Below are 22,496 nucleotides of genomic sequence, written 5' to 3'. Positions count from 1 at the left end.
CATTTGCGGAATACGCTTGATGCTTCACCGTCGAAGCCGCCCATGCGACCCAGACGATTCTGCTTCACCACGTCAGACCTGGCTTCTTGCCAGCGGTGCACGTCTTTTCTGACGAGCCTTCCAAGGCTACTGACGAGCACACCCTTATCTGATTCCTACAGACGATCAGCCCAAGGCGCCCTTCTCCAGCGCCCGCTTAATGAGCTATCCGAGGCCAGCCCAAAGCCACTGTCGGACTCAGCGCAACACCTTCAAATAGTCGAATACTGATTGAAACTAACGTCAGTGGACGTTCGGCAGATACACTTCCCGACTGCGATCACGCCGAAAACCAGGGTCGAGCCGCGTAACCTCACGCTTGGCCGCCACCTGAACTTTCGACAGTGTCGCCAGGGCTATCTTTGCGCGCAGTGATGACGAGAACGCCATGGCCGGGCTTATTCCCCAGAGCTTTATTGACGACCTTCTGAACCGCACCGACATCGTCGATGTCGTCAGTTCGCGCCTGCAAATCAAGAAAGCCGGCAAGAACTACACCGCCTGCTGCCCCTTCCACAAGGAAAAGACCCCCTCCTTCAGCGTCAGCCCCGACAAGCAGTTCTACTACTGCTTCGGCTGCGGCGCAGGCGGGAACGCCCTCGGCTTCATCATGGACCACGACAACCTGGACTTTCCCCAGGCCGTCGAGGAACTGGCGAAGGCGGCTGGCATGGAAATCCCCCGCGAAGAGAGCAGCCGCGGCCAGCGCAAGCCTCGGCAACCCACCGACTCACCGCTGTATCCGCTGCTCACCGCCGCCGCCGACTACTACCGCCAGGCCCTGAAAAGCCATCCAGCGCGCAAGGCTGCGGTCGACTACCTGAAGGGGCGCGGCCTTACCGGCGAGATCGCCCGGGACTTCGGCCTGGGCTTCGCTCCGCCTGGCTGGGACAACCTGTTCAAACACCTGAGCAGCGACACCCTGCAGCAGAAAGCCATGATCGATGCCGGCCTGCTGATCGAGAACGCCGAGACCGGCAAGCGCTATGACCGCTTTCGCGACCGGGTAATGTTCCCGATCCGCGACACTCGCGGTCGGATCATCGCCTTCGGCGGCCGGGTTCTGGGGGACGACAAGCCCAAATACCTGAACTCTCCGGAGACCCCGGTCTTTCACAAGGGCCAGGAACTCTACGGCCTGTTCGAAGCCCGCAAGAACAACCGCAACCTCGACGAAATCATCGTTGTCGAGGGCTACATGGACGTCATCGCCCTGGCCCAGCAAGGCCTGCGCAACGCCGTGGCCACCCTGGGTACCGCCACCAGCGAAGAACACCTCAAGCGCCTGTTCCGCATCGTACCCAACGTACTGTTCTGCTTCGACGGTGACCAGGCTGGACGCAAGGCCGCCTGGCGCGCCCTGGAGGCGACCCTGACCTGCTTGCAGGACGGGCGCCGCGCGCGCTTTCTGTTCCTTCCCGAAGGCGAAGATCCGGACACCCTGGTCCGCTCCGAAGGCACCGATGCCTTCCGCGCTCGAATCAACCAGCACGCACAGCCGCTGGCCGATTACTTTTTCCAGCAACTGATCGATGAAGCCGACCCGCGCTCACTGGAAGGCAAGGCCCATCTGGCGACCCTGGCCGCGCCCCTGATCGAGAAAATCCCCGGGGCCAACCTGCGCACCCTGATGCGCCAGCGCCTGAGCGAAATCACCGGCCTGACCAACGAAACGGTCAACCAACTGGCCCACAGCGCACCGCCCGAAGCGCCACCCGCCTACGACGCAGGCATCGATTACGACGCAATGCCGGATTATGCCGACTACCATGAGCCGCATCAGGAGGCGTACGCCCCACAACAAGAGTGGACGCCGAAGAAAAATGCCGGCGGCAAGAAATGGGAAAACAAACCCTGGGACAAGAACGGCAAGGGCAAGCGCCAGGGCGATCGCGACCAGCCACGCGGCCCGCGCATTCCCGCTGCAGTGGAACCGCCGACCCTTTCAGCCTTGCGCACTTTGCTGCATCACCCGCAACTGGCAGAAAAAGTTGAAGATGCCGGGCATTTTGCCGATGACGACAACACCAATACCCAGTTGCTGGTGGCTCTGATCGAAGCCGTGCAGAAAAATCCTAAGCTACGCTCTATTCATCAATTGATGGCGCGCTGGCACGGCACCCAGCAAGGGCATCTGCTCACCGCACTGGCGGAAAAAGAATGGCTGATCGACGGAGATAACCTTGAACAACAGTTTTTCGACACCATTAATAGTTTGTCAGCTCGCCAACGCGAGCGTGTTTTAGAGCAACTTCTCAGGAAATCGCGTCAAAGCGAGCTCAGCAGCGAAGAGAAAAAACAGCTGGTTGAGCTTCTAAAACGCAATGTTCCCGCATCAAACCCGACCTCAACTGGCGCGTGAGGTCATAGCTCGGGTATAATCCTCGGCTTGTTTTTTGCCCGCCAAGACCTTCAGTGGATAGGGTGTTATGTCCGGAAAAGCGCAACAGCAGTCTCGCCTCAAAGAGTTGATCAGCCGTGGACGTGAGCAGGGTTACCTGACTTACGCGGAGGTCAACGACCACCTGCCGGAGGATATTTCAGATCCGGAACAGGTGGAAGACATCATCCGCATGATCAACGACATGGGGATCAACGTATTCGAGAGTGCTCCGGATGCGGATGCCCTTTTGTTGGCCGAAGCCGATACCGACGAAGCAGCAGCTGAAGAAGCCGCCGCAGCGTTGGCGGCTGTGGAAACCGACATTGGTCGCACTACCGACCCAGTGCGCATGTACATGCGCGAAATGGGCACGGTAGAGCTGCTCACACGTGAAGGCGAAATCGAAATCGCCAAGCGTATCGAAGAGGGTATCCGTGAAGTGATGGGCGCAATCGCGCACTTCCCTGGCACGGTTGATCACATCCTCTCCGAGTACACTCGCGTCACCACCGAAGGTGGACGCCTGTCCGACGTTCTCAGCGGGTACATCGACCCGGATGACGGCATTACGCCGCCTGCCGCCGAAGTGCCACCGCCTGTCGACACCAAGACCGCGAAAGCGGATGACGACAGCGAAGACGAAGAAGCGGAAGCGACCGAAGACGAAGAAGAAGCCGAAAGCGGTCCGGATCCGGTCGTCGCCGCACAGCGCTTTGGCGCCGTCGCCGACCAGATGGAAGTCACCCGCAAGGCGCTGAAGAAACACGGCCGCGAGAACAAGCAAGCCATCGCCGAAATGCTGGCCCTGGCTGAACTGTTCATGCCGATCAAACTGGTTCCGAAGCAATTCGAAGGCCTGGTTGAACGTGTACGCAGTGCCCTGGATCGCCTGCGCCAGCAGGAACGCGCCATCATGCAGCTCTGCGTGCGTGATGCCCGCATGCCACGTGCCGACTTCCTGCGCCAGTTCCCGGGCAACGAAGTGGATGAAAGCTGGACCGACGCCCTGGCCAAAGGCAAGAGCAAGTACGCCGAAGCCATCGCCCGCCTGCAGCCGGACATCATCCGTTGCCAGCAGAAACTGACCGCTCTTGAAGTCGAAACCGGCTTGAAGATCGCCGAGATCAAGGACATCAACCGTCGCATGTCGATCGGTGAGGCCAAGGCCCGCCGCGCGAAGAAAGAGATGGTTGAAGCCAACCTGCGTCTGGTGATCTCCATTGCCAAGAAGTACACCAACCGTGGCCTGCAGTTCCTCGACCTGATCCAGGAAGGCAACATCGGCTTGATGAAGGCGGTGGACAAGTTCGAATACCGTCGCGGCTACAAGTTCTCGACTTATGCCACCTGGTGGATCCGTCAGGCGATCACTCGCTCGATCGCCGACCAGGCCCGCACCATCCGTATTCCGGTGCACATGATCGAGACGATCAACAAGCTCAACCGTATTTCCCGGCAGATGCTGCAGGAAATGGGTCGCGAACCGACTCCGGAAGAGCTGGGCGAACGCATGGAAATGCCTGAGGACAAGATCCGCAAGGTATTGAAGATCGCCAAAGAGCCGATCTCCATGGAAACTCCGATCGGTGATGACGAAGACTCCCATCTGGGCGACTTCATCGAAGACTCGACCATGCAGTCGCCAATCGATGTCGCCACGGTTGAGAGCCTCAAGGAAGCAACTCGCGAAGTACTCTCCGGCCTCACTGCCCGTGAAGCCAAGGTACTGCGCATGCGCTTCGGCATCGACATGAATACCGACCATACCCTCGAGGAAGTCGGTAAGCAGTTCGATGTGACCCGTGAGCGGATCCGCCAGATCGAAGCCAAGGCGCTGCGCAAGCTGCGCCACCCGACGCGAAGCGAGCATCTGCGCTCCTTCCTCGACGAGTAAGCCCAAGACCCCCAGCCCAGCTGGGGGTTTTGCTTTTTGCAGCCCGTCCTTCTTTCCTTCCCCGCCCCATAGCCGGTCTACACTCGAAACATTCCCCGTGCCATAACGAGACGGTTATGCCCAGACTGTCGGCCATGCTCCTGCTGGCGCTGCTCACCTGGACCGCAACGGCTGGCGCGCTGACTCTCACCGACGAAGAACGTAGCTGGCTCAAGACTCACCCGGAACTGCGCCTGGGTGTGGACGCGTCATGGCCGCCTTTCGAGTATCGGGATGAAGAAGGCCGCTACCAGGGCCTGGCCGCGGACTACATCCACCTGATCCAGGAACGCCTGTCCGTAAACCTCAAGCCCGTCGAGCCCGCCAGCTGGACCGCGGTGCTAGAGGACGCCAAGCAGGGCAAGCTGGACCTGCTGCCCGGGATCATGTCGACCCCCGAACGCCAGAGCTACATGGCCTTCACCCGGCCTTACCTGGACTTCCCCATCGTCATCCTCGCCCATGAAGGCGGCGCGCAACCCCACAACCTCAAGGAACTGTACGGCCTCAAGATAGCGGTGGTGGAAAACTACGCCCCTCACGAACTGTTGCGCACCCACCACCCGGACCTGAACCTGGTGGCCATGCCCAATGTCAGCTCGGCGCTGCAGGCCCTGGCCACCGACGAAGTGGACGCCGTGGTCGGCGACCTCGCCTCCAGTGTCTGGAGCCTGCGTCAGCTCAAGCTCGACGGTCTCTACGTCAGCGGCGAAACCCCCTATCGCTATCAGTTGGCGATGGGCGTCCCGCGGGAAAACAAGGTCCTGGTAAGCATTCTCGACAAGGTGCTCGCCGACCTCAGCCCCGAGGAAATCAGCACCATCCAGCAACACTGGGTGGGCAGCGTGCTCGACCACAGGACCTTCTGGTCGGATGTCCTGATGTATGGCCTGCCCGGTCTACTGCTGCTGGTGACCGTGCTGGCGGTGGTGATCCGTATCAACCGCCGCTTGAGCTCGGAAATTTCCCGGCGGGTCGCCCTGGAACAGGAACTGCGCAGCAGCGAATACCACTACCGCAGCCTGGTGGAAAGCCTGTCCGCGATTGCCTGGGAAGCGCGCATCAGCGACTTTACCTACAGCTATGTCTCGCCCCATGCCGAAGCCCTGCTGGGCTATCCCTTGGCCCATTGGCTGATACCCGGTTTCTGGCGCAACATCATCCACCCCGCGGACCTGACCCGGGCCCAGGCCTTCTGCGACCACGAAGTGCAGGCCGGGCGGGATCACAGCCTCGATTACCGGGTGATCGCCGCCGACGGTCGCTGCCTCTGGGTGCGCGACATCGTCAGCCTGATCGAGCATGGCCACGAACCGGTGATGCGCGGGCTGATGATCGACATCAGCGAGACCAAGCACACCGAAGAGGCCCTGCGCCTGTCCGAACAGAAGTTCGCCTCGGTGTTCCAGCAATGTCCGGACATCCTGGTGATTGCCCGGCTGTCCGACGGCTGCCTGCTGGAAGTCAACAAGGCCTTCGAGGAGCAGATCGGCCTGAGCGCGCAAAGCGTGGTTGGCCAGACCGCCACCGAGCTGAATATCTGGGGCATCCCCGGGGTCGGGCCGGGGCTGCTGCAACGCTTGCAGGCCGGCAGCATCCGCAATCTGGAAATGCCCTTTCGCCGGCATAACGGCCAGTTGTTCACCGGCCTGATCTCCGCCGAGCCCTTCGACCTCGACACCACGCCGGCGCTGGTGGTAGTGGTACGCGACATCAGCCAACTCAAGGAGACCCAGCAACAACTGCAGACCTCCGAGGAGAAGTTCGCCAAGGCCTTCCATGCCTCCCCCGATGGCCTGCTGCTGACCCGTCAGCGCGACGGGCTACTGATCGAGGTCAACGAAGGCTTCAGTCGCATCACCGGCTTCAACAGCGCCATGTCGCTGGACCGCTCGACCCTGGACCTGGGCATCTGGGTCAATCTCAATGAGCGCAAGCAGATGCTCGACCTGCTGCAGCGCGATGGTTTCGTCCGCGACTTCAACTGCCATATCCGGCGCAACGATGGCCAGATCCGCCTCTGCGAGCTGTCGAGCCGGCCACTGCCCATCGGCGGTGACGACTGCATGCTGACCATCGCCCGGGACATCACAGACCGACGCCTGATGCAGGAGAAGCTGCAACAGGCGGCGACCGTATTCGAAAGCACGGCCGAAGGCGTGATGATCACCGATACCCAGCAGCGCATCAGCGCAGTCAATCGCGCCTTCAGCGAAATCACCGGCTACAGCGAACGCGAAGCCCTGGGCCACACTCCGCGCCTGCTTGCCTCGGGCCTGCATGACAGCGCCTTCTACGCCGCGATGTGGCATCAGTTGACCCTGGAGGGCCACTGGCAGGGTGAGATCTCCAACAGGCGCAAGAACGGTGAGCTTTATCCCAACTGGCTGACCATCAATGCGGTGCGCAACCGGGAAAACCAGATCACCCATTTCGTCGCGGTGTTCGCCGATATTTCCAGCCTCAAGCACGCCCAGGCGAGGCTCGACTACCAGGCTCACCACGACCCCCTGACCGGCCTGCCGAATCGCACCCTGTTCGAAAGCCGGCTGCTCAGTGCCCTCAATAACCAACAGGACAACGGCAGCCAGGGCGCGGTGCTGTTCCTCGACCTGGACCGGTTCAAGCACATCAACGACAGCCTCGGCCACCCGGTGGGCGACCTGCTGCTCAAGGGCATCGCCGTGCGTCTGAAGGAACAGCTGAGGGATATCGACACCGTGGCCCGCCTGGGTGGCGACGAATTCATCATCCTGCTGCCGGGTCTGCACCAGGCCAGCGATGCCGATCACATCGCCACCAAGCTGCTGAACTGCTTTACCGCCCCCTTCCAGGCCGGCGAACACGAGTTCTTCATCAGTGCCAGCATCGGCACCAGCCTGTACCCCAAGGACGGCTGCGATGTCGCCACCCTGATCAAGAACGCCGACGCCGCCATGTATCGCTCCAAGGCCAAGGGCCGCAACCGCGTGGAGCGCTACACCCGCGACCTGACCGCCCAGGCCAGCGAACGGGTAGCCCTGGAGCACGAGCTGCGGCGAGCCATAGAGCGCAACGAGCTGTCACTGTATTTCCAACCCAAGATCAGCCTCAGCAACCACGAGCTGGTGGGCGCCGAAGCCCTGATCCGCTGGCATCACCCCACTTTCGGCGATGTGCCCCCAGAGCACTTCATTCCCCTGGCCGAAGAAAACGGCATGATCCTGCTGATCGGCGACTGGGTACTGGAACAGGCCTGCCTGCAACTCAACAACTGGAACCGGCGCTTTGAGGATTTCGGCCCGCTGTCGGTGAACCTCGCCGGCGCCCAGTTGCGCCAGCCCAACCTGCTGGGGCGCATCGAGCAACTGCTGCGCGACTATGACCTGCAGCCCGGAATGCTACAGCTGGAGATCACCGAGAATTTCATCATGAGCCAGGCCGAAGAAGCCCTGGAAGTGCTGCATCAGCTCAAGCGCCTGGGCGTGCAACTGGCCATCGACGACTTCGGCACCGGCTACTCGTCCCTCAGCTACCTCAAGCGCCTGCCCCTGGATTTTCTCAAGATCGACCAGTCCTTTGTCCGCGGGCTGCCGGACGACCCCCACGACGTGGCGATTGTCCGCGCCATCATCGCCCTGGGGCGCAGCATGCAGTTCACGGTGATTGCCGAAGGCGTGGAAAACCAGGAGCAGCAGACCTTCCTCACCCTGGAAGGCTGCGAACAGATCCAGGGTTATATCGTCAGCCTGCCCCTTGAAGCCGAGGAGTTCTGTACGACCTTCCTGCGAATCCGAGTTTCCGATTTTTCGGATAGCACAGCCGAGAAACCATCGCTATAATCCGGCGCCTACTGAGGGCCTATAGCTCAGTTGGTTAGAGCAGAGGACTCATAATCCTTTGGTCCACGGTTCAAGTCCGTGTGGGCCCACCAAACAAGAAAGCCGCGCAATGCGCGGCTTTTATGTGTCTGTTGCTTGAAAAGCAAACCTCATCAAGTCTTGGTCCGATAGCGCTCTTTCAACATGGGGCGAATCTTCAGGCGATCTTCCGGCGCCCACTCCCACACGGTTTCCAGTTCTTCGGTGACGGTTTGCACACTGATTCCCGGAAGCAGGACGACGAAGGTATTCCTTTGCAGGCAGTGCAATTCTGCACGGCCTGCGCCAGGTGCATCCCCCTCCCTCTCCTGAAGGCTTTCATAGAAGGCCAGGGCCTCGATCACCGTGTGGAAATGTTCGACCGCATCCTGAAAGCCTGAAAGAGACAGCCTGTACGTCATGCCGACATCCTTATTCATTCCCACTATTTCGGGGTCTGGAAAAGGCGGCTTTTTAGCAAAATACCCACAAACAGTATCTAAGACAGTTCTTATTTACACTCCCCTGCAGTCAACCACCAACGCCCTTCCGGAACATGCCCCGCCTTCCCCAAATCGCAAGGGGGCTGAAGCCCGTTCCCTGCGGCCATGAAAAAGCCGCGCATTGCGCGGTTTTTTCATGCTGCTGCCAGGCTGCGCTTATTTCTTGGGCAACGCGTAAGCAATCACGTAGTCGCCACGATCCGTCGACTGCCGCGCACCGCCAGCGGTGAGCAGGATGTACTGGCGACCGGTCTTGGGCGACACGTAGGTCATGGGGCCTGACTGGCTGCCTACGGGCAGGCGCGCCTTCCAGATCTCATTGCCATTGCCGGTATCGAAGGCCCGCAGGTAGAAATCCTGGGTACCGGCGAAGAACAGCAGACCGGATTGGGTAGCCAGGGACGCGCCCAGGGTCGGCATACCAATCGGGATCGGCAGGTGCATGCGGATCCCCAGCGGGCCGGTGTCCTGCACGGTACCCACCGGCACTTGCCATACCAGCTTGCGGGTCTTCAGGTCGATGGCCGACATGGTGCCGAACGGCGGCTTCTGGCAGGGAATGCCCGCCGCCGAGAGGAAGCGCTGGCGCATGGCGCCGAACGGCGTGCCTTCCTGGGGCACCACGCCCATCTCGATGCCACTGGCACCGGCGGCGATCTGGTCCCGGGGAATCATGTAGTTGGCCAGGCCCAGGCGCATATCGTTGACGAACATGTAGTTGCTGGTGGGGTCCACCGACACGCTGCCCCAGTTCATGCCGCCCAGGGAGCCCGGAAACTGCAACGCATGATCCAGGCCCGGCGGGGTGTACACACCCTCATGGCGCATGCCCTTGAACTGGATACGGCACATCAGCTGGTCGAAGGGGGTCGCGCCCCACATGTCGGACTCGGTCAGGGTCTGGTTGCCGATCGACGGCATTTCCACCGAGAACGGCTGGGTCGGCGAATACCGCTCGCCCGGCACATTGCCCTGGGGCACGGGGCGCTCTTCCACCCGGGCAATCGGCTTGCCGGTCTCACGGTTGAGCAGGAATATCTCGCCCTGCTTGGTGACCTGGGCCAGCGCCGGTTGCACACCGCCCTTGTCGTCCGGAATGTCGTACAGCAGCGGCTGTGCCGGCAGGTCGAAGTCCCAGAGGTCGTGATGGGTGGTCTGGAAGTGCCAGCGAACCTGGCCGGTCTTCACGTCGATGGCGACGATGGAGGAGTTCCACTTGTCGTCGAACTCGGTGCGCTGGCCGCCGAAGAAATCCGGGGTGGCGTTGCCAGTGGGCAGGTACACCAGGCCCAGCTTGGCGTCATAGGACATTGCCGACCAGACGTTGGGCGTGCCACGGGTGTAGGTTTCACCCGCCGGCGGGCGCTTGGTGGTGGCCGGGTTGCCCGGGTCCCAGGCCCACATCAGCTCGCCGCTGCGCACATCGAAAGCCCGAACCACGCCCGGCGGTTCGCCGGTGGAGAAGTTGTCCGCCACCCGGCCGCCGACGATCACCACGGTGCCCGCCACCAACGGTGTCGAAGTCTGCTGGTAGTAGCCCGGCTTGATCTCGCCCATGTCGGTTTTCAGATCGACCGTGCCCTGGTTGCCAAAGTCTTCACAGGGCTTGCCGGTTTCAGCGTTGATCGCGATCAGGCGCGCATCACCGGTCGGCAGGAACAGGCGCTTGGTGCAGGCCGCCGGAGCAGCAGGCACCGAAGCATCGGCTACCGGGGTGGCAGAGGCGTCGAAATACCCCAGGCCGCGGCAGCGCTGCCAGTTTGGCGCGTAGCCCTGAGGGTCGAACTTCCAGCGCTCGGCGCCGGTGTCGGCGTCCAGGGCGAACACCTTGCCGTAGGCGGTGCAGGTGTAGACGGTATCGCCGATCTGCAGGGGTGTGTTCTGGTCTTCGGCACCAGCGCCGTTGCTTTCGGGCAGGTCACCGGTGCGGAAGGTCCAGGCCACCTGCAACTGGTCGATGTTGCCCTTGTTGATCTGGTCCAGTGCGGCGAAGCGGTTGCCCGCAGTGGTATTGCCCCAGTGGGCCCAGTCTTTCTGTTCCGTCCCGGGAGCCACCGGCTGGACCGCTGGCACCTTGTCCGCCTTGACCACATGGGTCGGCACGAACATGTAGGCCAGGGTCGCGACCACACCGATCCCCAACAGCCCAGCCAGGCCATAGGCACCGCGCCCGGCATGGGCTCCGGAGGCACGCACCAGGGTCGGGTAGATCAGCGCCACCACCAGGCCGATCACGGCGAAGGTCAGTACCCGCGAGACCAGCGGCCAGTATTCCAGGCCCGCATCCCAGACCGCCCAGATCGCCGTCAGCACCAGGGCCACCCCATACAGCCAGGCACCACGCGGGTTGCGCCGCGCGATCAACAGCCCGGACACCAGCATCGCCAGGCCCATCAACAGGAAATAGGCACTGCCGCCCAGGCTCAGGAGGTAACCCCCGCCTGCGGCCAGGCCCAGCCCAATCAGGGCAATCAGGATACCCAGCCCCCCGAGCAACCATTTGCTGCCGGCGGCAGCCCCCGTGTTTTTCATCTTAAAAACTCTCCCATCTTCAAAACCTGACGGCGAGAATGTACTAACCAGTTACTTATGACAATCTGTCGCAGGTCATTTGTTTCAAAAAAATTCCCGACTTGCAGAGCGTAGCTGTCGCTTGCGCCATGTTCTCAGGGAGCTGCGGCGGGTGTTCACGGGAGCCTGTAACATGTGCGCTCCCCCGATAGCCGTGCTGGAGCCCACCTTGTCCGATAGCCGCCCTCCCGTTCTTGACGAAGTCGACCGTCAATTGATCGCAGCCTTGCAGATCAACGCCCGCGAAAGCGTGGCGATGCTGGCCCGGCAGTTGGGTATCGCCCGCACCACCGTTACCTCGCGCCTGGCCCGCCTGGAAAAGACCCGGGTCATTACCGGATATGGCGTGCGCCTGGGGCAGCGGGTAGTCGATGGCGGCTTGCAGGCGTATGTCGGCATCAAGGTCCAGCCGCGCTCTGGCAAGGAAGTGCTGCGGCGCCTGAGCGGCATGGCGCAGGTCCAGCAACTGTGTGCGGTCAGCGGCGAATTCGACTATGTGGCCTGGCTGCGCACCGACTCACCGGAACAGCTGGACCAGTTGCTGGACCAGATCGGCAGCGTTGACGGCGTGGAGAAAACCACCACCTCGATCATCCTCAGCAGCAAGATCGATCGCGGGCACGCGCTGTAAGGCGCGCCCTGCCAATCAGTCAATCTGACGCACAAATTCGTCATAACGATAAATAACCGAGCATAACGACGACAGTTTGCGTCTTATTTACGTGTTTCACCCTCTCTAGAATGGCTGCCATCTTTTCCTATACTCAGCACTCTGCTGAGCCGCCCGCCAAGGTCAGCCATGAACAAGAACAATCGCCATCCTGCAGACGGTAAGAAGCCGATCACCATTTTCGGCCCGGACTTCCCTTTCGCCTTCGACGACTGGATCGAGCATCCTGCCGGCCTGGGCAGCATTCCCCAGGCACGGCACGGCACCGAAGTGGCGATTGTCGGCGCCGGTATCGCCGGGCTGGTGGCGGCCTACGAGCTGATGAAGCTGGGCCTCAAGCCAGTGGTCTATGAAGCCTCGAAAATGGGCGGCCGCCTGCGCTCCCAGGCCTTTGAGGGAGCCGAGGGGGTCATCGCCGAGCTGGGTGGCATGCGCTTTCCGGTGTCGTCCACGGCCTTCTACCATTACGTCGACAAGCTCGGCCTTGAAACCAAGCCCTTTCCCAACCCGCTGACCCCGGCCTCGGGCAGTACCGTCATCGACCTCGAAGGCCAGACCCACTACGCCCAGAAACTCGCCGACCTGCCGGCGCTGTTCCAGGAAGTCGCCGATGCCTGGGCCGATGCCCTGGAAGATGGTTCGCGCTTCAGCGAAATCCAGCAGGCAATCCGTGACCGCGACGTGCCGCGCCTCAAGGAACTGTGGAACACCCTGGTGCCGCTGTGGGACGACCGCACCTTCTACGACTTCGTCGCCACCTCCAAGGCCTTCGCCAAGCTGTCGTTCCATCACCGTGAGGTGTTCGGCCAGGTGGGCTTCGGCACCGGCGGCTGGGATTCGGACTTCCCCAACTCGATGCTGGAAATCTTCCGCGTGGTCATGACCAACTGCGACGACCACCAGCACCTGGTGGTGGGCGGCGTCGAGCAGGTGCCCCTGGGCATCTGGCGCCACGTGCCGGAGCGTTGTGCCCACTGGCCGGCCGGTACCAGCCTCAGCTCGCTGCACCACGGCGCGCCGCGTACCGGGGTCAAGCGCATTGCCCGGGCCGCCGATGGCCGTTTCAGCGTCACCGACAACTGGGGCGACACCCGGGAATACGCCGCGGTGCTGACCACCTGCCAGAGCTGGCTGCTGACCACCCAGATCGAATGCGAGGAATCGCTGTTCTCGCAAAAGATGTGGATGGCCCTGGACCGCACCCGCTACATGCAGTCGTCGAAGACCTTCGTCATGGTCGACCGGCCGTTCTGGAAGGACAAGGATCCGGAAACCGGTCGCGACCTGATGAGCATGACCCTCACCGACCGCCTGACCCGCGGCACCTACCTGTTCGACAACGGCGACGGCAAGCCGGGGGTGATCTGCCTGTCCTACTCGTGGATGAGCGATGCCCTGAAGATGCTCCCACAGCCGGTGGAAAAACGCGTGAAGCTGGCCCTGGATGCGCTGAAGAAGATCTACCCCAAGGTGGATATCGCCAGCCGTATCATCGGCGACCCGATCACCGTCTCCTGGGAGGCCGACCCGCATTTCCTCGGCGCCTTCAAGGGCGCGCTGCCGGGCCACTACCGCTACAACCAGCGGATGTACGCGCACTTCATGCAGGACGACATGCCCGCCGAGCAGCGCGGTATCTTCATCGCTGGTGACGATGTCTCCTGGACTCCGGCCTGGGTCGAGGGCGCGGTGCAGACCTCGCTGAACGCGGTGTGGGGGATCATGAAGCACTTCGGTGGCGCTACCCACGCCGAGAACCCGGGCCCGGGGGATGTGTTCCACGAGATCGGGCCGATTGCCCTGGCCGACTGAAACCGGCAGCCGGGCAGGCGCTCGTCCCCGCAGGCTTGCCCTGCGGGGATGTCGTACGAACCTGCGACAGCGGCTACAGTGGCCGGTCTGTCAGTGAGTGGAGTGAAGACCATGCGCGTCGCCCTGTATCAGTGCCCGCCACGGCCGCTGGATGTGGCCGGCAACCTGCAACGCCTGCATCAGGTGGCCATGGAAGCCACCGATGCCGATCTGTTGGTGCTGCCGGAGATGTTTCTCAGCGGCTACAACATCGGCCTGGAAGCGGTGGGCGCTCTGGCCGAGGCCCAGGACGGCCCTTCGGCCCAGCGCATCGCCGCCATAGCCCAGGCCGCCGGCACGGCGATCCTCTATGGCTACCCGGAGCGCAGCGCCGACGGCCAGATCTACAACGCCGTGCAGTTGATCGACGCCCAGGGGCAGCGCCTGTGCAACTACCGCAAGACCCACCTGTTCGGTGACCTCGACCACTCGATGTTCAGCGCCGGCGAAGATGACTTTCCCCTGGTGGAACTGGACGGCTGGAAACTCGGCTTTCTGATCTGCTACGACATCGAGTTCCCGGAGAATGCACGACGCCTGGCCCTGGCAGGCGCGGAGCTGATTCTGGTGCCGACCGCCAACATGATCCCCTACGACTTCGTCGCCGACGTGACGATCCGTGCCCGGGCCTTCGAGAACCAGTGCTACGTGGCCTATGCCAACTACTGTGGCCATGAAGAACAGATCCGCTATTGCGGCCAGAGCAGCATCGCCGCCCCCGACGGCAGCCGGATTGCCCTGGCCGGTCTCGACGAGGCCCTGATCATCGGCACCCTGGACCGCCAACTGATGGGCGAATCCCGGGCACTCAACCGCTACCTGTCCGATCGCCGCCCCGAGCTTTACGACGACCTGAGCAAGCGCTGATCCGGGGATATCCGCTAGCATGAGCGCTTCTCTGTTCTGGAAGTGCTCATGCCCGCGCCGAATCACCCTCTGCCCCCACTGGAAACCCTGGCCAACGGCCTGCAGGTTTCCCTGCGTCATGCTCCCCATTTGAAACGCTGCGCCGCGACATTGCGGGTCGCTGCCGGCAGCCACGATGTACCGCTGGCCTGGCCGGGCCTGGCGCACTTTCTGGAACACCTGCTGTTTCTCGGGACCGAGCGCTTTCCTGTCGAACAGGGGCTGATGGCCTATGTACGGGCCCAGGGCGGGCAACTGAACGCGCGAACCTGCGAACGTGCCACCGAGTTCTTTTTCGAGCTGCCGGCCAGCGCCTTTGCCGGTGGCCTGGAACGTCTGTGCGAGATGCTTGCTCAACCGCGCATGAGCCTGGAGGACCAACACCGGGAGCGGGAAGTCCTGCACGCCGAGTTCATCGCCTGGTCCCGGGATGCGACAGCGCAGCGTCAATTCGCACTGTTTGACGGTCTTAATGACGCGCACCCGCTAAGGGCCTTCCATGCCGGCAACCGCTACAGCCTGAACCTGCCCAATAACGCCTTCCAGCAGGCCTTGCAGCAGTTCCATCGCGAGTATTACCAGGCCGGGCAAATGGTCTTGAGCCTCGCCGGCCCGCAGCCACTGGAGGAGCTCCGAGCCCTGGCGGAACGCTACGGCAGTTGCCTGCCGAGCGGTCAACACCTTGAGCAGACAGCGCCTCCCGCCCTAATGGCCACGGGCAACCAGACCTACCAACAACTCAGCGGCCAGCGGCTGGACCTGCTGTTTGCTCTAGAGCGGCTGCCCGCGGGCGCTACTGCCGCTGTGGATTTTCTCTGCACCTGGCTGCAATCGGCCAAGCCCGGCGGGTTGCTGGCGGAACTCCAGCAGCGCCAACTGGCTCACAGCCTCAAGGCAACGCTCCTGTATGAGTTCGCCGGCCAGGCCCTGCTGCACCTGGAGTTCGATCTGACCAGCGTGGCGGCATCAGCCCCGGTTCAGGTACGCGAGCTGCTGACAGAGTGGCTGGGGTTCTTCAGTGCCCAGGCCGACTGGGCACCGTTGCGCGAAGAATATGCCTTGCTGCAACAGCGCCAGATCGAAGTTGCCAGCGCCCTGGAACTGTCCCGACGCGACAGCCGCCAAGCTGCCGATGGGCTGGATGAGTCGGGGCTGGCCGCCCTCAAGCAGGTGCTCAAGCAGTTGCAACCCCAGGCTGTGGACCACTTCAGCCACGACTGGCGCCTGCCTCCTGCCAACCCCTTTCTGCGCAGCACGATCGAGGCACCACGGGCCGGGTTGATTCGTGGGCAGACCAGCGCTCATCGCGGGCTGCGCACCTTTGCCCAGGATCGCTCCCGGGGCCGCAAGGAAAGCTCGGCCCTGAGCTTCAGCCAGGCGCTGCCAGCAGATCCTTCTGGTAGCGCCCTGACTCTGCGCTGGCAACTGGCCTCGCCTGCCCCGATGGGCTTGCATGCCCGGTTGCTGCGCAGCCTGGCGACATTGCGCGACGATGCCCGCCAGGCCGGCGTAGAGCTGAACTTCACCTCTTGTGGCAAAGACTGGCTGCTGAAACTGCACGGTTTGCCGTCCCCCATGCCCGCAGTGCTACTGCAAGCATTGAAAGCCCTGGGACGACCTGCCGAGTCGTTCTGGCAGGAGCAGGCAAGCGTCAATGCTGAAGCGCCCCTGCTGCCGATCCGCCAATTGCTCAAGGCATTCAGCGAACAGCCACAGCCCGACAGCCCGGCCCAGCCCGACCCAGAGGCCTTGCAAGCACTCTGGGCCAGCGCTCGCTGGGACGGTCTGGGCCTGGCGCTGCCAGCCGCCATCCAGGAAGCCTTGAGCCGAACCCTGCAACAGATGCCCGGCACAGCGGACGCCACCCTCTGCTGGCCGGTGCCAGCAGGCACCGGCCAGCAGTGGCAGAACCTGCCCGGGAGTGCCGGTGAGCATGCCCTGCTGCTGTTCTATCCCGTGCCCAGCGCCAGCCTTGCCGACGAAGCCGCATGGCGCCTGCTCGGCCAGCTCTGCCAGACCCCGTTCTATCAGCGCCTGCGGGTGGAGCTGCAACTGGGCTATGGCGTCTTCAGTGCCGTTCGCCAGCGCAACGGCCGGACGGGTCTGTTGTTCGGCGTGCAATCCCCCGGCGCGACAGTCACCGAGATACTTCAGCACATCGCACAATTCCTTGAGCACCTGCCCGAACAACTCCAGGCACTCGACGAGCCCAGCTGGAATGATCAGCGACAGGCCCTGGCTCAACAGTTGCAGCCCGCGACCCTGCCTCAGGAACAGGCCATGGAGCTGTTGTGGCAGGCAAAACTGGCCGGCCACTCGTCGGATTACCTGCAGCAGTTGCAAGGCTGCATAGAGGCCCTGACGCCCGCCATCGTGATCCAGGCCGCCCGCCAACTCAGAGAGGCTGCCGGCGGCTGCAGCGCGCTGGCCAACAGGCCGTGCCCGGGTGCACCCTGGCAAGTGGCAGAATGATCATTACCAGCGCTGCAATGAGCTTTCTTCAGAATTGCGGGCAACCTTTAGTGGGAATTTAGTAAGATAGCCTCCTAAGCATCTGAACATCTCCCGCCGGAGGTGGACTATATGTATAGGCAACACCCGTCCCACCCACCTCAAAGGAGCAATTTTATGACCTGGTCCAAACCTGCTTACACTGACCTGCGTATCGGCTTCGAAGTCACCATGTACTTCGCCAGCCGCTAATTTCTGCCTCTGGCCAGAAACGCAGCGCAACGCCTCGGCCCGTCCGGGGCGTTTTTATTTTCAGTTCTCCGTCCTTTTTTCAGTCTTGAGCCCAGGGAGCGTCCATGTTTGTCCAGATTCTAGGTTCCGCCGCCGGCGGTGGTTTTCCGCAGTGGAACTGCAACTGTGTGAACTGCGCCGGATTTCGCGACGGTAGCCTGCGGGCCCAGGCGCGCACTCAATCGTCCATCGCGATTTCCGATGACGGGGTGAACTGGGTGCTGTGCAACGCCTCTCCGGATATCCGCGCGCAGTTGCAAAGCTTCGCCCCCATGCAACCGGGCCGCGCACTGCGGGACACCGGCATCGGCGCCATCATCCTCATGGACAGCCAGATCGACCATACCACCGGCCTGCTCAGCCTGCGTGAAGGCTGCCCGCACCAGGTCTGGTGCACCGACATGGTCCATGAAGACCTGAGCACCGGTTTCCCGCTGTTCAAGATGCTCAGCCACTGGAACGGCGGCCTGAGCTGGAACCGCATCGAGCTGGACCAGAGCTTCAGCATCCCCGCCTGCCCCAACCTGCGCTTCACGCCGCTGCCCTTGCGCAGCGCCGCGCCGCCCTATTCGCCCCACCGTTTCGACCCGCACCCGGGGGACAACATCGGCCTGATCGTCGAAGACCTGCGCAGCGGCGGCAAACTCTTCTACGCGCCGGGCCTGGGCAAGGTCGACGCGCCACTCCTGGAGATCATGGCCGCCAGCGATGTGCTGCTGGTGGACGGCACCCTGTGGGAAGACGATGAAATGCAGCGTCGTGGCGTGGGCACCCGTACCGGCCGGGAAATGGGCCACCTGGCGCAGAACGGCCCCGGCGGCATGCTCGAAGTGCTGGAACAGTTGCCCCGCCAGCGCAAGGTGCTGATACATATCAACAACACCAACCCGATACTCGATGAAGACTCCGCCGAACGTGCCGAACTGGTACGCCGAAAGGTGGAAGTGGCTTACGACGGAATGAGTATTGAGCTGTAGGGCGAATCGCCCACAAGCTCGCCCCACGAGCCTTGGTCCCTTTGCGTAGGAGCTGGCTTGCCCGCGAAAGGGCTGCCCCCCGGAGAACACACATGACCGACACCCCGCTGTCCGCCGCCGAATTCGAGCAGGCACTGCGCGCCAAAGGCGCCTACTACCACATCCATCACCCTTATCACGTGGCGATGTATGAAGGCCGGGCGACCCGCGAGCAGATCCAGGGCTGGGTCGCCAACCGGTTCTATTACCAGGTGAACATCCCCATGAAGGACGCGGCGATCCTCGCCAACTGTCCGGACCGGGAGATTCGCCGCGAATGGATCCAGCGCCTGCTGGACCATGACGGCGCCCCGGGCGAGGACGGCGGCATCGAGGCCTGGCTGCGCCTGGGCCAGGCCGTGGGCCTGGATCCGGACCAGTTGCGCTCCCAGGAACTGGTGCTGCCCGGTGTGCGCTTTGCCGTGGACGCCTATGTCAATTTTGCTCGCCGGGCCAGTTGGCAGGAGGCGGCCAGCAGCTCGCTGACCGAACTGTTCGCGCCGCAAATCCACCAGTCGCGCCTGGACAGCTGGCCCCAGCATTACCCATGGATCGACCCCACTGGCTACGAGTACTTCCGCACCCGCCTGGGCCAGGCCCGCCGCGATGTCGAGCACGGCCTGGCGATCACCCTGCAGCACTACACCACCCGTGCCGGCCAGGAACGCATGCTGGAAATTCTCCAGTTCAAACTGGACATCCTTTGGAGCATGCTCGACGCCATGAGCATGGCCTATGAACTGAACCGCCCGCCCTATCACAGCGTCACCGATCAGCGGGTCTGGCATAAGGGGATCACCCTATGAGTTTCGACCGCAGTAAAACCCCACGCTGGCGCCCCGGCTACCGCTTCCAGTATGAACCGGCGCAAAAGGGCCACGTCCTGCTGTACCCCGAGGGCATGATCAAGCTCAACGACAGTGCCGCCCTGATTGGCGGCCTGATCGATGGCGAACGTGACGTGGCGGCGATCATCAGCGAGCTGGAAATCCAGTTCCCGGGGGTGGCCGAGCTCGGTGAAGATATCGAGCAGTTCATGGAGGTCGCCCGTGCTCAGCACTGGATCGAACTCGCCTGAACCGGCGGTTCTGCCCGGCAAACCGGAAGTTGGCCTGCCGCTGTGGCTGCTGGCCGAGCTGACCTACCGCTGCCCGCTGCAGTGCCCCTACTGCTCCAACCCCCTGGACTTCGCCGAGCAGGGCAAGGAGCTGAGCACCGAGCAGTGGATCAAGGTATTTCGCGAAGCGCGGGAAATGGGTGCAGCGCAGCTGGGTTTCTCCGGCGGCGAGCCGCTGGTGCGCCAGGACCTGGCCGAACTGATCGGCGAGGCGCGCAAGCTGGGCTTCTATACCAACCTGATCACCTCCGGCATCGGCCTCACCGAGCAGAAGATCAGCGACTTCAAGAAAGCCGGCCTGGACCATATCCAGATCAGCTTCCAGGCCAGCGACGAACAGGTGAACAACCTGCTGGCCGGTTCGAAAAAAGCCTTCGCGCAGAAGCTGGAAATGGCCCGTGCGGTCAAGGCCCACGGCTATCCGATGGTGCTGAACTTCGTCACCCACCGGCACAACATCGACAAGATCGACCGCATCATCGAGCTGTGCATCGCCCTGGAAGCCGATTTCGTCGAGCTCGCCACCTGCCAGTTCTACGGCTGGGCCCAGCTCAACCGCGTGGGCCTGCTGCCGACCAAGGAACAACTGGTGCGCGCCGAGCGCATCACCAACGAATACCGCGCCAGGCTGGAAGCCCAAGGGCATCCCTGCAAGCTGATCTTCGTCACTCCGGACTACTACGAGGAGCGCCCCAAGGCCTGCATGAATGGCTGGGGCAGCATCTTCCTCACCGTGACTCCGGACGGCACCGCACTGCCTTGCCACGGCGCGCGGCAGATGCCGGTGCAGTTCCCCAATGTGCGCGACCACAGCATGCAGCACATCTGGTACGACTCATTCGGTTTCAACCGCTTTCGCGGGTACGACTGGATGCCCGAACCCTGCCGCTCCTGCGACGAGAAGGAAAAGGACTTCGGCGGCTGCCGCTGCCAGGCCTTCATGCTCACCGGAGATGCCAGCAATGCCGATCCGGTGTGCAGCAAATCGCCACACCATGGGATGATCCTCCAGGCCCGTGAAGAATCTGAAACGGCCACCCACACCATCGAGCAACTGGCTTTTCGCAATGAACGAAACTCCCGCCTCATCGCCAAGGGTTGAGCCCTTCAGCGCCAGCCAGGCCACTACGGCCGGGGTCGATTTTGCCGAACTGCAACTGACGACCCACGGCCTGTTCTGGAATGAATATCGTCCCGAGGACGGCCGCTGCCGAATCTGGCAGTGGCATCAGGGCCAGGCCCACTGCCTGACGCCAACCGGCTTCAGCGTGCGCAGCAGGGTCTATGAATACGGTGGTGGCGCCTTCTGCCTCAGCGATGATGCCCTGCTGTTCGTCAACGAGGCGGACCAGCAGCTGTATCGCCAGCCCCTGGCCGGTGGAGCGCCCAGCGCCTTGACTCAAGGCACGTGCCGCTACGGTGACCTGCGATGCCACGCTGGCCAGGTGCTGGCCGTCGAGGAGTGCGCCGAACAACACCAACTGGTGAGCATTGACAGCATCACCGGTCAACGCCGGCTACTGGCTGCCGGGGCCGACTTCTATGCCGCTCCTAACCTCAGCCCCAATGGTCTGCGCCTGGCCTGGATCGAGTGGGACCGGCCCCATCAACCTTGGACCAGCACCCGCCTGATGCTTGCTGAGCGCCTGGGCAACGGGACCTGGGGGGATCCCCGCTGCGTGGCGGGCGATGGCGAGCCAGAGTCACTGCAACAGCCGCGCTTCGACCAGCACGATCATCTGTATTGTCTCAGCGATCGCGGCGGTTTCTGGCAACCCTGGACCGAGTCGAGCGATGGTTTGCGGCCGTTGCCCAGCACCGCCGCGGACCATGCCCCGGCGCCTTGGCAACTGGGAGGTTGCACCTGGCTGCCCCTGGGCGGCGATGCCTGGTTTGGCAGCTGGACCGAGCAGGGTTTTGGCCGCCTCGGGCTGCGTCAGGACGACGGTTTCCAGCAGGACTTTAGCGGCAACTACAGCCGCTTCCGCAGCCTGGCGCTGGACCAGCACTACCTGTACTGCATCGCGGCCTCGCCTGTCAGCCCCTCGGCCGTTATCGCCATAGACCGCAAGACCCGGCAGGTCCAAGTCCTGGCGGGAGGGATTGCCCCTCTGCCGGCGGAACGCATCAGCCGCCCGCAGACCCTGTGCTACCCCAGCGGCGACGGCCAGGCCCACGGTTTCTTCTACCCGGCCATGAACGGTGTCAACCGGCCGCCCCTGGTGGTGTTCATCCACGGCGGCCCGACTTCGGCCTGTTACCCGATACTCGACCCGCGTATCCAGTTCTGGACCCAGCGCGGCTTTGCCGTAGCCGACCTGAACTACCGCGGCAGCACTGGATATGGCCGGGCCTATCGCCAGGCCCTGCACCTGCGCTGGGGCGAGGTGGATGTGCAAGACGCCTGCGCCGTGGTGGCCCACCTGGATGAGCAGGGGCTGATCGATCCGCAACAGGCATTCATACGCGGCGGCAGCTCGGGGGGCTACACCACCCTCTGCGCCCTGGCCTTCGCCAAGGTCTTCTGCGCCGGGGCCAGCCTCTACGGAGTCAGCGATCCGATCAGCCTGGCCCGCGCCACCCACAAGTTCGAAGGCGACTACCTGGACTGGCTGATCGGCGATCCTGAACGCGACAGCGAACGTTATCTGGCCCGTACTCCCCTGGCCCACGCCAGCAGCATCGGTGTGCCGGTGGTGTTTTTCCAGGGCGAGCAGGATGCGGTGGTGGTGCCCAAGCAGACCCGCGACATGCTCAAGGCACTACAGGACCAGGGCATCGCCGCCGAGGCCCACTACTATCCCGATGAGCGCCACGGCTTTCGCAAGGCCAGCAACCAGGCCCACGCCCTGGAGCAGGAGTGGCGGTTTTACCGCCGAGTGTTGCAGGCACAGCACTGATCAGCTACTGCCCGTTCCCCTGGAAC

Annotated in this window: 15 protein-coding genes and 1 tRNA gene; 14 read left to right on the top strand and 2 right to left on the bottom strand. The window is 62.9% G+C overall.

Annotation, left to right across the window (positions count from 1 at the left end):
* Nucleotides 1-427 precede the first annotated feature (427 nt).
* The 4 genes from dnaG (at nt 428) to ACUXVH_RS03630 (ending at nt 8,268) form a co-directional block, all read left to right on the top strand.
* The gene (gene dnaG / locus ACUXVH_RS03645; protein ID WP_019094980.1) at nt 428-2,401 is read left to right on the top strand and encodes a DNA primase; all 1,974 of its coding nucleotides are present in this window, start codon (nt 428-430) and stop codon (nt 2,399-2,401) included.
* Between the two features lie 67 nt (nt 2,402-2,468).
* Nucleotides 2,469-4,316: an RNA polymerase sigma factor RpoD gene (gene rpoD / locus ACUXVH_RS03640; protein WP_065365131.1), complete on the top strand. Its 1,848-nt coding sequence runs from the start codon at nt 2,469-2,471 to the stop codon at nt 4,314-4,316.
* A 116-nt stretch (nt 4,317-4,432) separates the two neighbouring features.
* Complete coding sequence (locus tag ACUXVH_RS03635; RefSeq protein WP_065365130.1) at nt 4,433-8,176, top strand: EAL domain-containing protein; 3,744 nt, start codon at nt 4,433-4,435, stop codon at nt 8,174-8,176.
* Nucleotides 8,177-8,191: 15 nt separating this feature from the next.
* Nucleotides 8,192-8,268, top strand: a tRNA-Ile gene (locus ACUXVH_RS03630).
* A 60-nt stretch (nt 8,269-8,328) separates the two neighbouring features.
* Here the strand turns inward: ACUXVH_RS03630 and ACUXVH_RS03625 are convergent.
* Together ACUXVH_RS03625 and ACUXVH_RS03620 are read right to left on the bottom strand one after the other, a co-directional pair.
* Complete coding sequence (locus ACUXVH_RS03625; protein WP_169892525.1) at nt 8,329-8,634, bottom strand: hypothetical protein; 306 nt, start codon at nt 8,632-8,634, stop codon at nt 8,329-8,331.
* Nucleotides 8,635-8,853: 219 nt separating this feature from the next.
* Nucleotides 8,854-11,229, bottom strand: coding sequence for a glucose/quinate/shikimate family membrane-bound PQQ-dependent dehydrogenase (locus ACUXVH_RS03620; RefSeq protein ID WP_011063844.1), 2,376 nt, complete (start codon nt 11,227-11,229; stop codon nt 8,854-8,856).
* A gap of 208 nt (nt 11,230-11,437) precedes the next feature.
* Between ACUXVH_RS03620 and ACUXVH_RS03615 the strand changes: the two genes are divergently transcribed.
* From ACUXVH_RS03615 to ACUXVH_RS03570, 10 genes are all read left to right on the top strand, one after another.
* On the top strand, nt 11,438-11,899 hold the full coding sequence (locus ACUXVH_RS03615; RefSeq protein WP_011063845.1) for an Lrp/AsnC family transcriptional regulator: 462 nt from the start codon (nt 11,438-11,440) through the stop codon (nt 11,897-11,899).
* Between the two features lie 168 nt (nt 11,900-12,067).
* Nucleotides 12,068-13,750, top strand: a complete 1,683-nt coding sequence (locus ACUXVH_RS03610; protein ID WP_065365128.1) for a flavin monoamine oxidase family protein — start codon at nt 12,068-12,070, stop codon at nt 13,748-13,750.
* A 111-nt stretch (nt 13,751-13,861) separates the two neighbouring features.
* Nucleotides 13,862-14,656 (top strand): carbon-nitrogen hydrolase family protein, encoded by a 795-nt coding sequence (locus tag ACUXVH_RS03605; RefSeq protein ID WP_019094519.1) that lies wholly within the window; start codon nt 13,862-13,864, stop codon nt 14,654-14,656.
* Between the two features lie 48 nt (nt 14,657-14,704).
* Nucleotides 14,705-17,167 (top strand): pyrroloquinoline quinone biosynthesis protein PqqF, encoded by a 2,463-nt coding sequence (gene pqqF, locus ACUXVH_RS03600; protein WP_065365127.1) that lies wholly within the window; start codon nt 14,705-14,707, stop codon nt 17,165-17,167.
* A gap of 156 nt (nt 17,168-17,323) precedes the next feature.
* Nucleotides 17,324-17,398, top strand: a complete 75-nt coding sequence (gene pqqA / locus ACUXVH_RS03595) for a pyrroloquinoline quinone precursor peptide PqqA (RefSeq protein ID WP_003194766.1) — start codon at nt 17,324-17,326, stop codon at nt 17,396-17,398.
* A 104-nt stretch (nt 17,399-17,502) separates the two neighbouring features.
* On the top strand, nt 17,503-18,414 hold the full coding sequence (pqqB, locus tag ACUXVH_RS03590; protein WP_011063849.1) for a pyrroloquinoline quinone biosynthesis protein PqqB: 912 nt from the start codon (nt 17,503-17,505) through the stop codon (nt 18,412-18,414).
* A 92-nt stretch (nt 18,415-18,506) separates the two neighbouring features.
* Nucleotides 18,507-19,259 (top strand): pyrroloquinoline-quinone synthase PqqC, encoded by a 753-nt coding sequence (gene pqqC / locus ACUXVH_RS03585; protein ID WP_011063850.1) that lies wholly within the window; start codon nt 18,507-18,509, stop codon nt 19,257-19,259.
* Entirely contained in the window at nt 19,256-19,531 is a 276-nt protein-coding gene (pqqD, locus tag ACUXVH_RS03580; protein WP_011063851.1) for a pyrroloquinoline quinone biosynthesis peptide chaperone PqqD, read from the top strand. Before pqqC ends, pqqD begins: the two co-directional genes overlap by 4 nt.
* Nucleotides 19,503-20,672, top strand: coding sequence for a pyrroloquinoline quinone biosynthesis protein PqqE (pqqE, locus tag ACUXVH_RS03575; protein WP_019094523.1), 1,170 nt, complete (start codon nt 19,503-19,505; stop codon nt 20,670-20,672). The genes pqqD and pqqE overlap by 29 nt, the downstream gene beginning before the upstream one ends.
* Nucleotides 20,638-22,470: a S9 family peptidase gene (locus ACUXVH_RS03570; protein ID WP_065365126.1), complete on the top strand. Its 1,833-nt coding sequence runs from the start codon at nt 20,638-20,640 to the stop codon at nt 22,468-22,470. The genes pqqE and ACUXVH_RS03570 overlap by 35 nt, the downstream gene beginning before the upstream one ends.
* Nucleotides 22,471-22,496: the final 26 nt, after the last annotated feature.

The sequence above is a fragment of the Pseudomonas sp. 8(2025) genome, from assembly GCF_052665325.1.
Note: the sequence above shows the minus strand (reverse complement) of the source record. Positions and strands in the feature narration are given on the sequence as shown.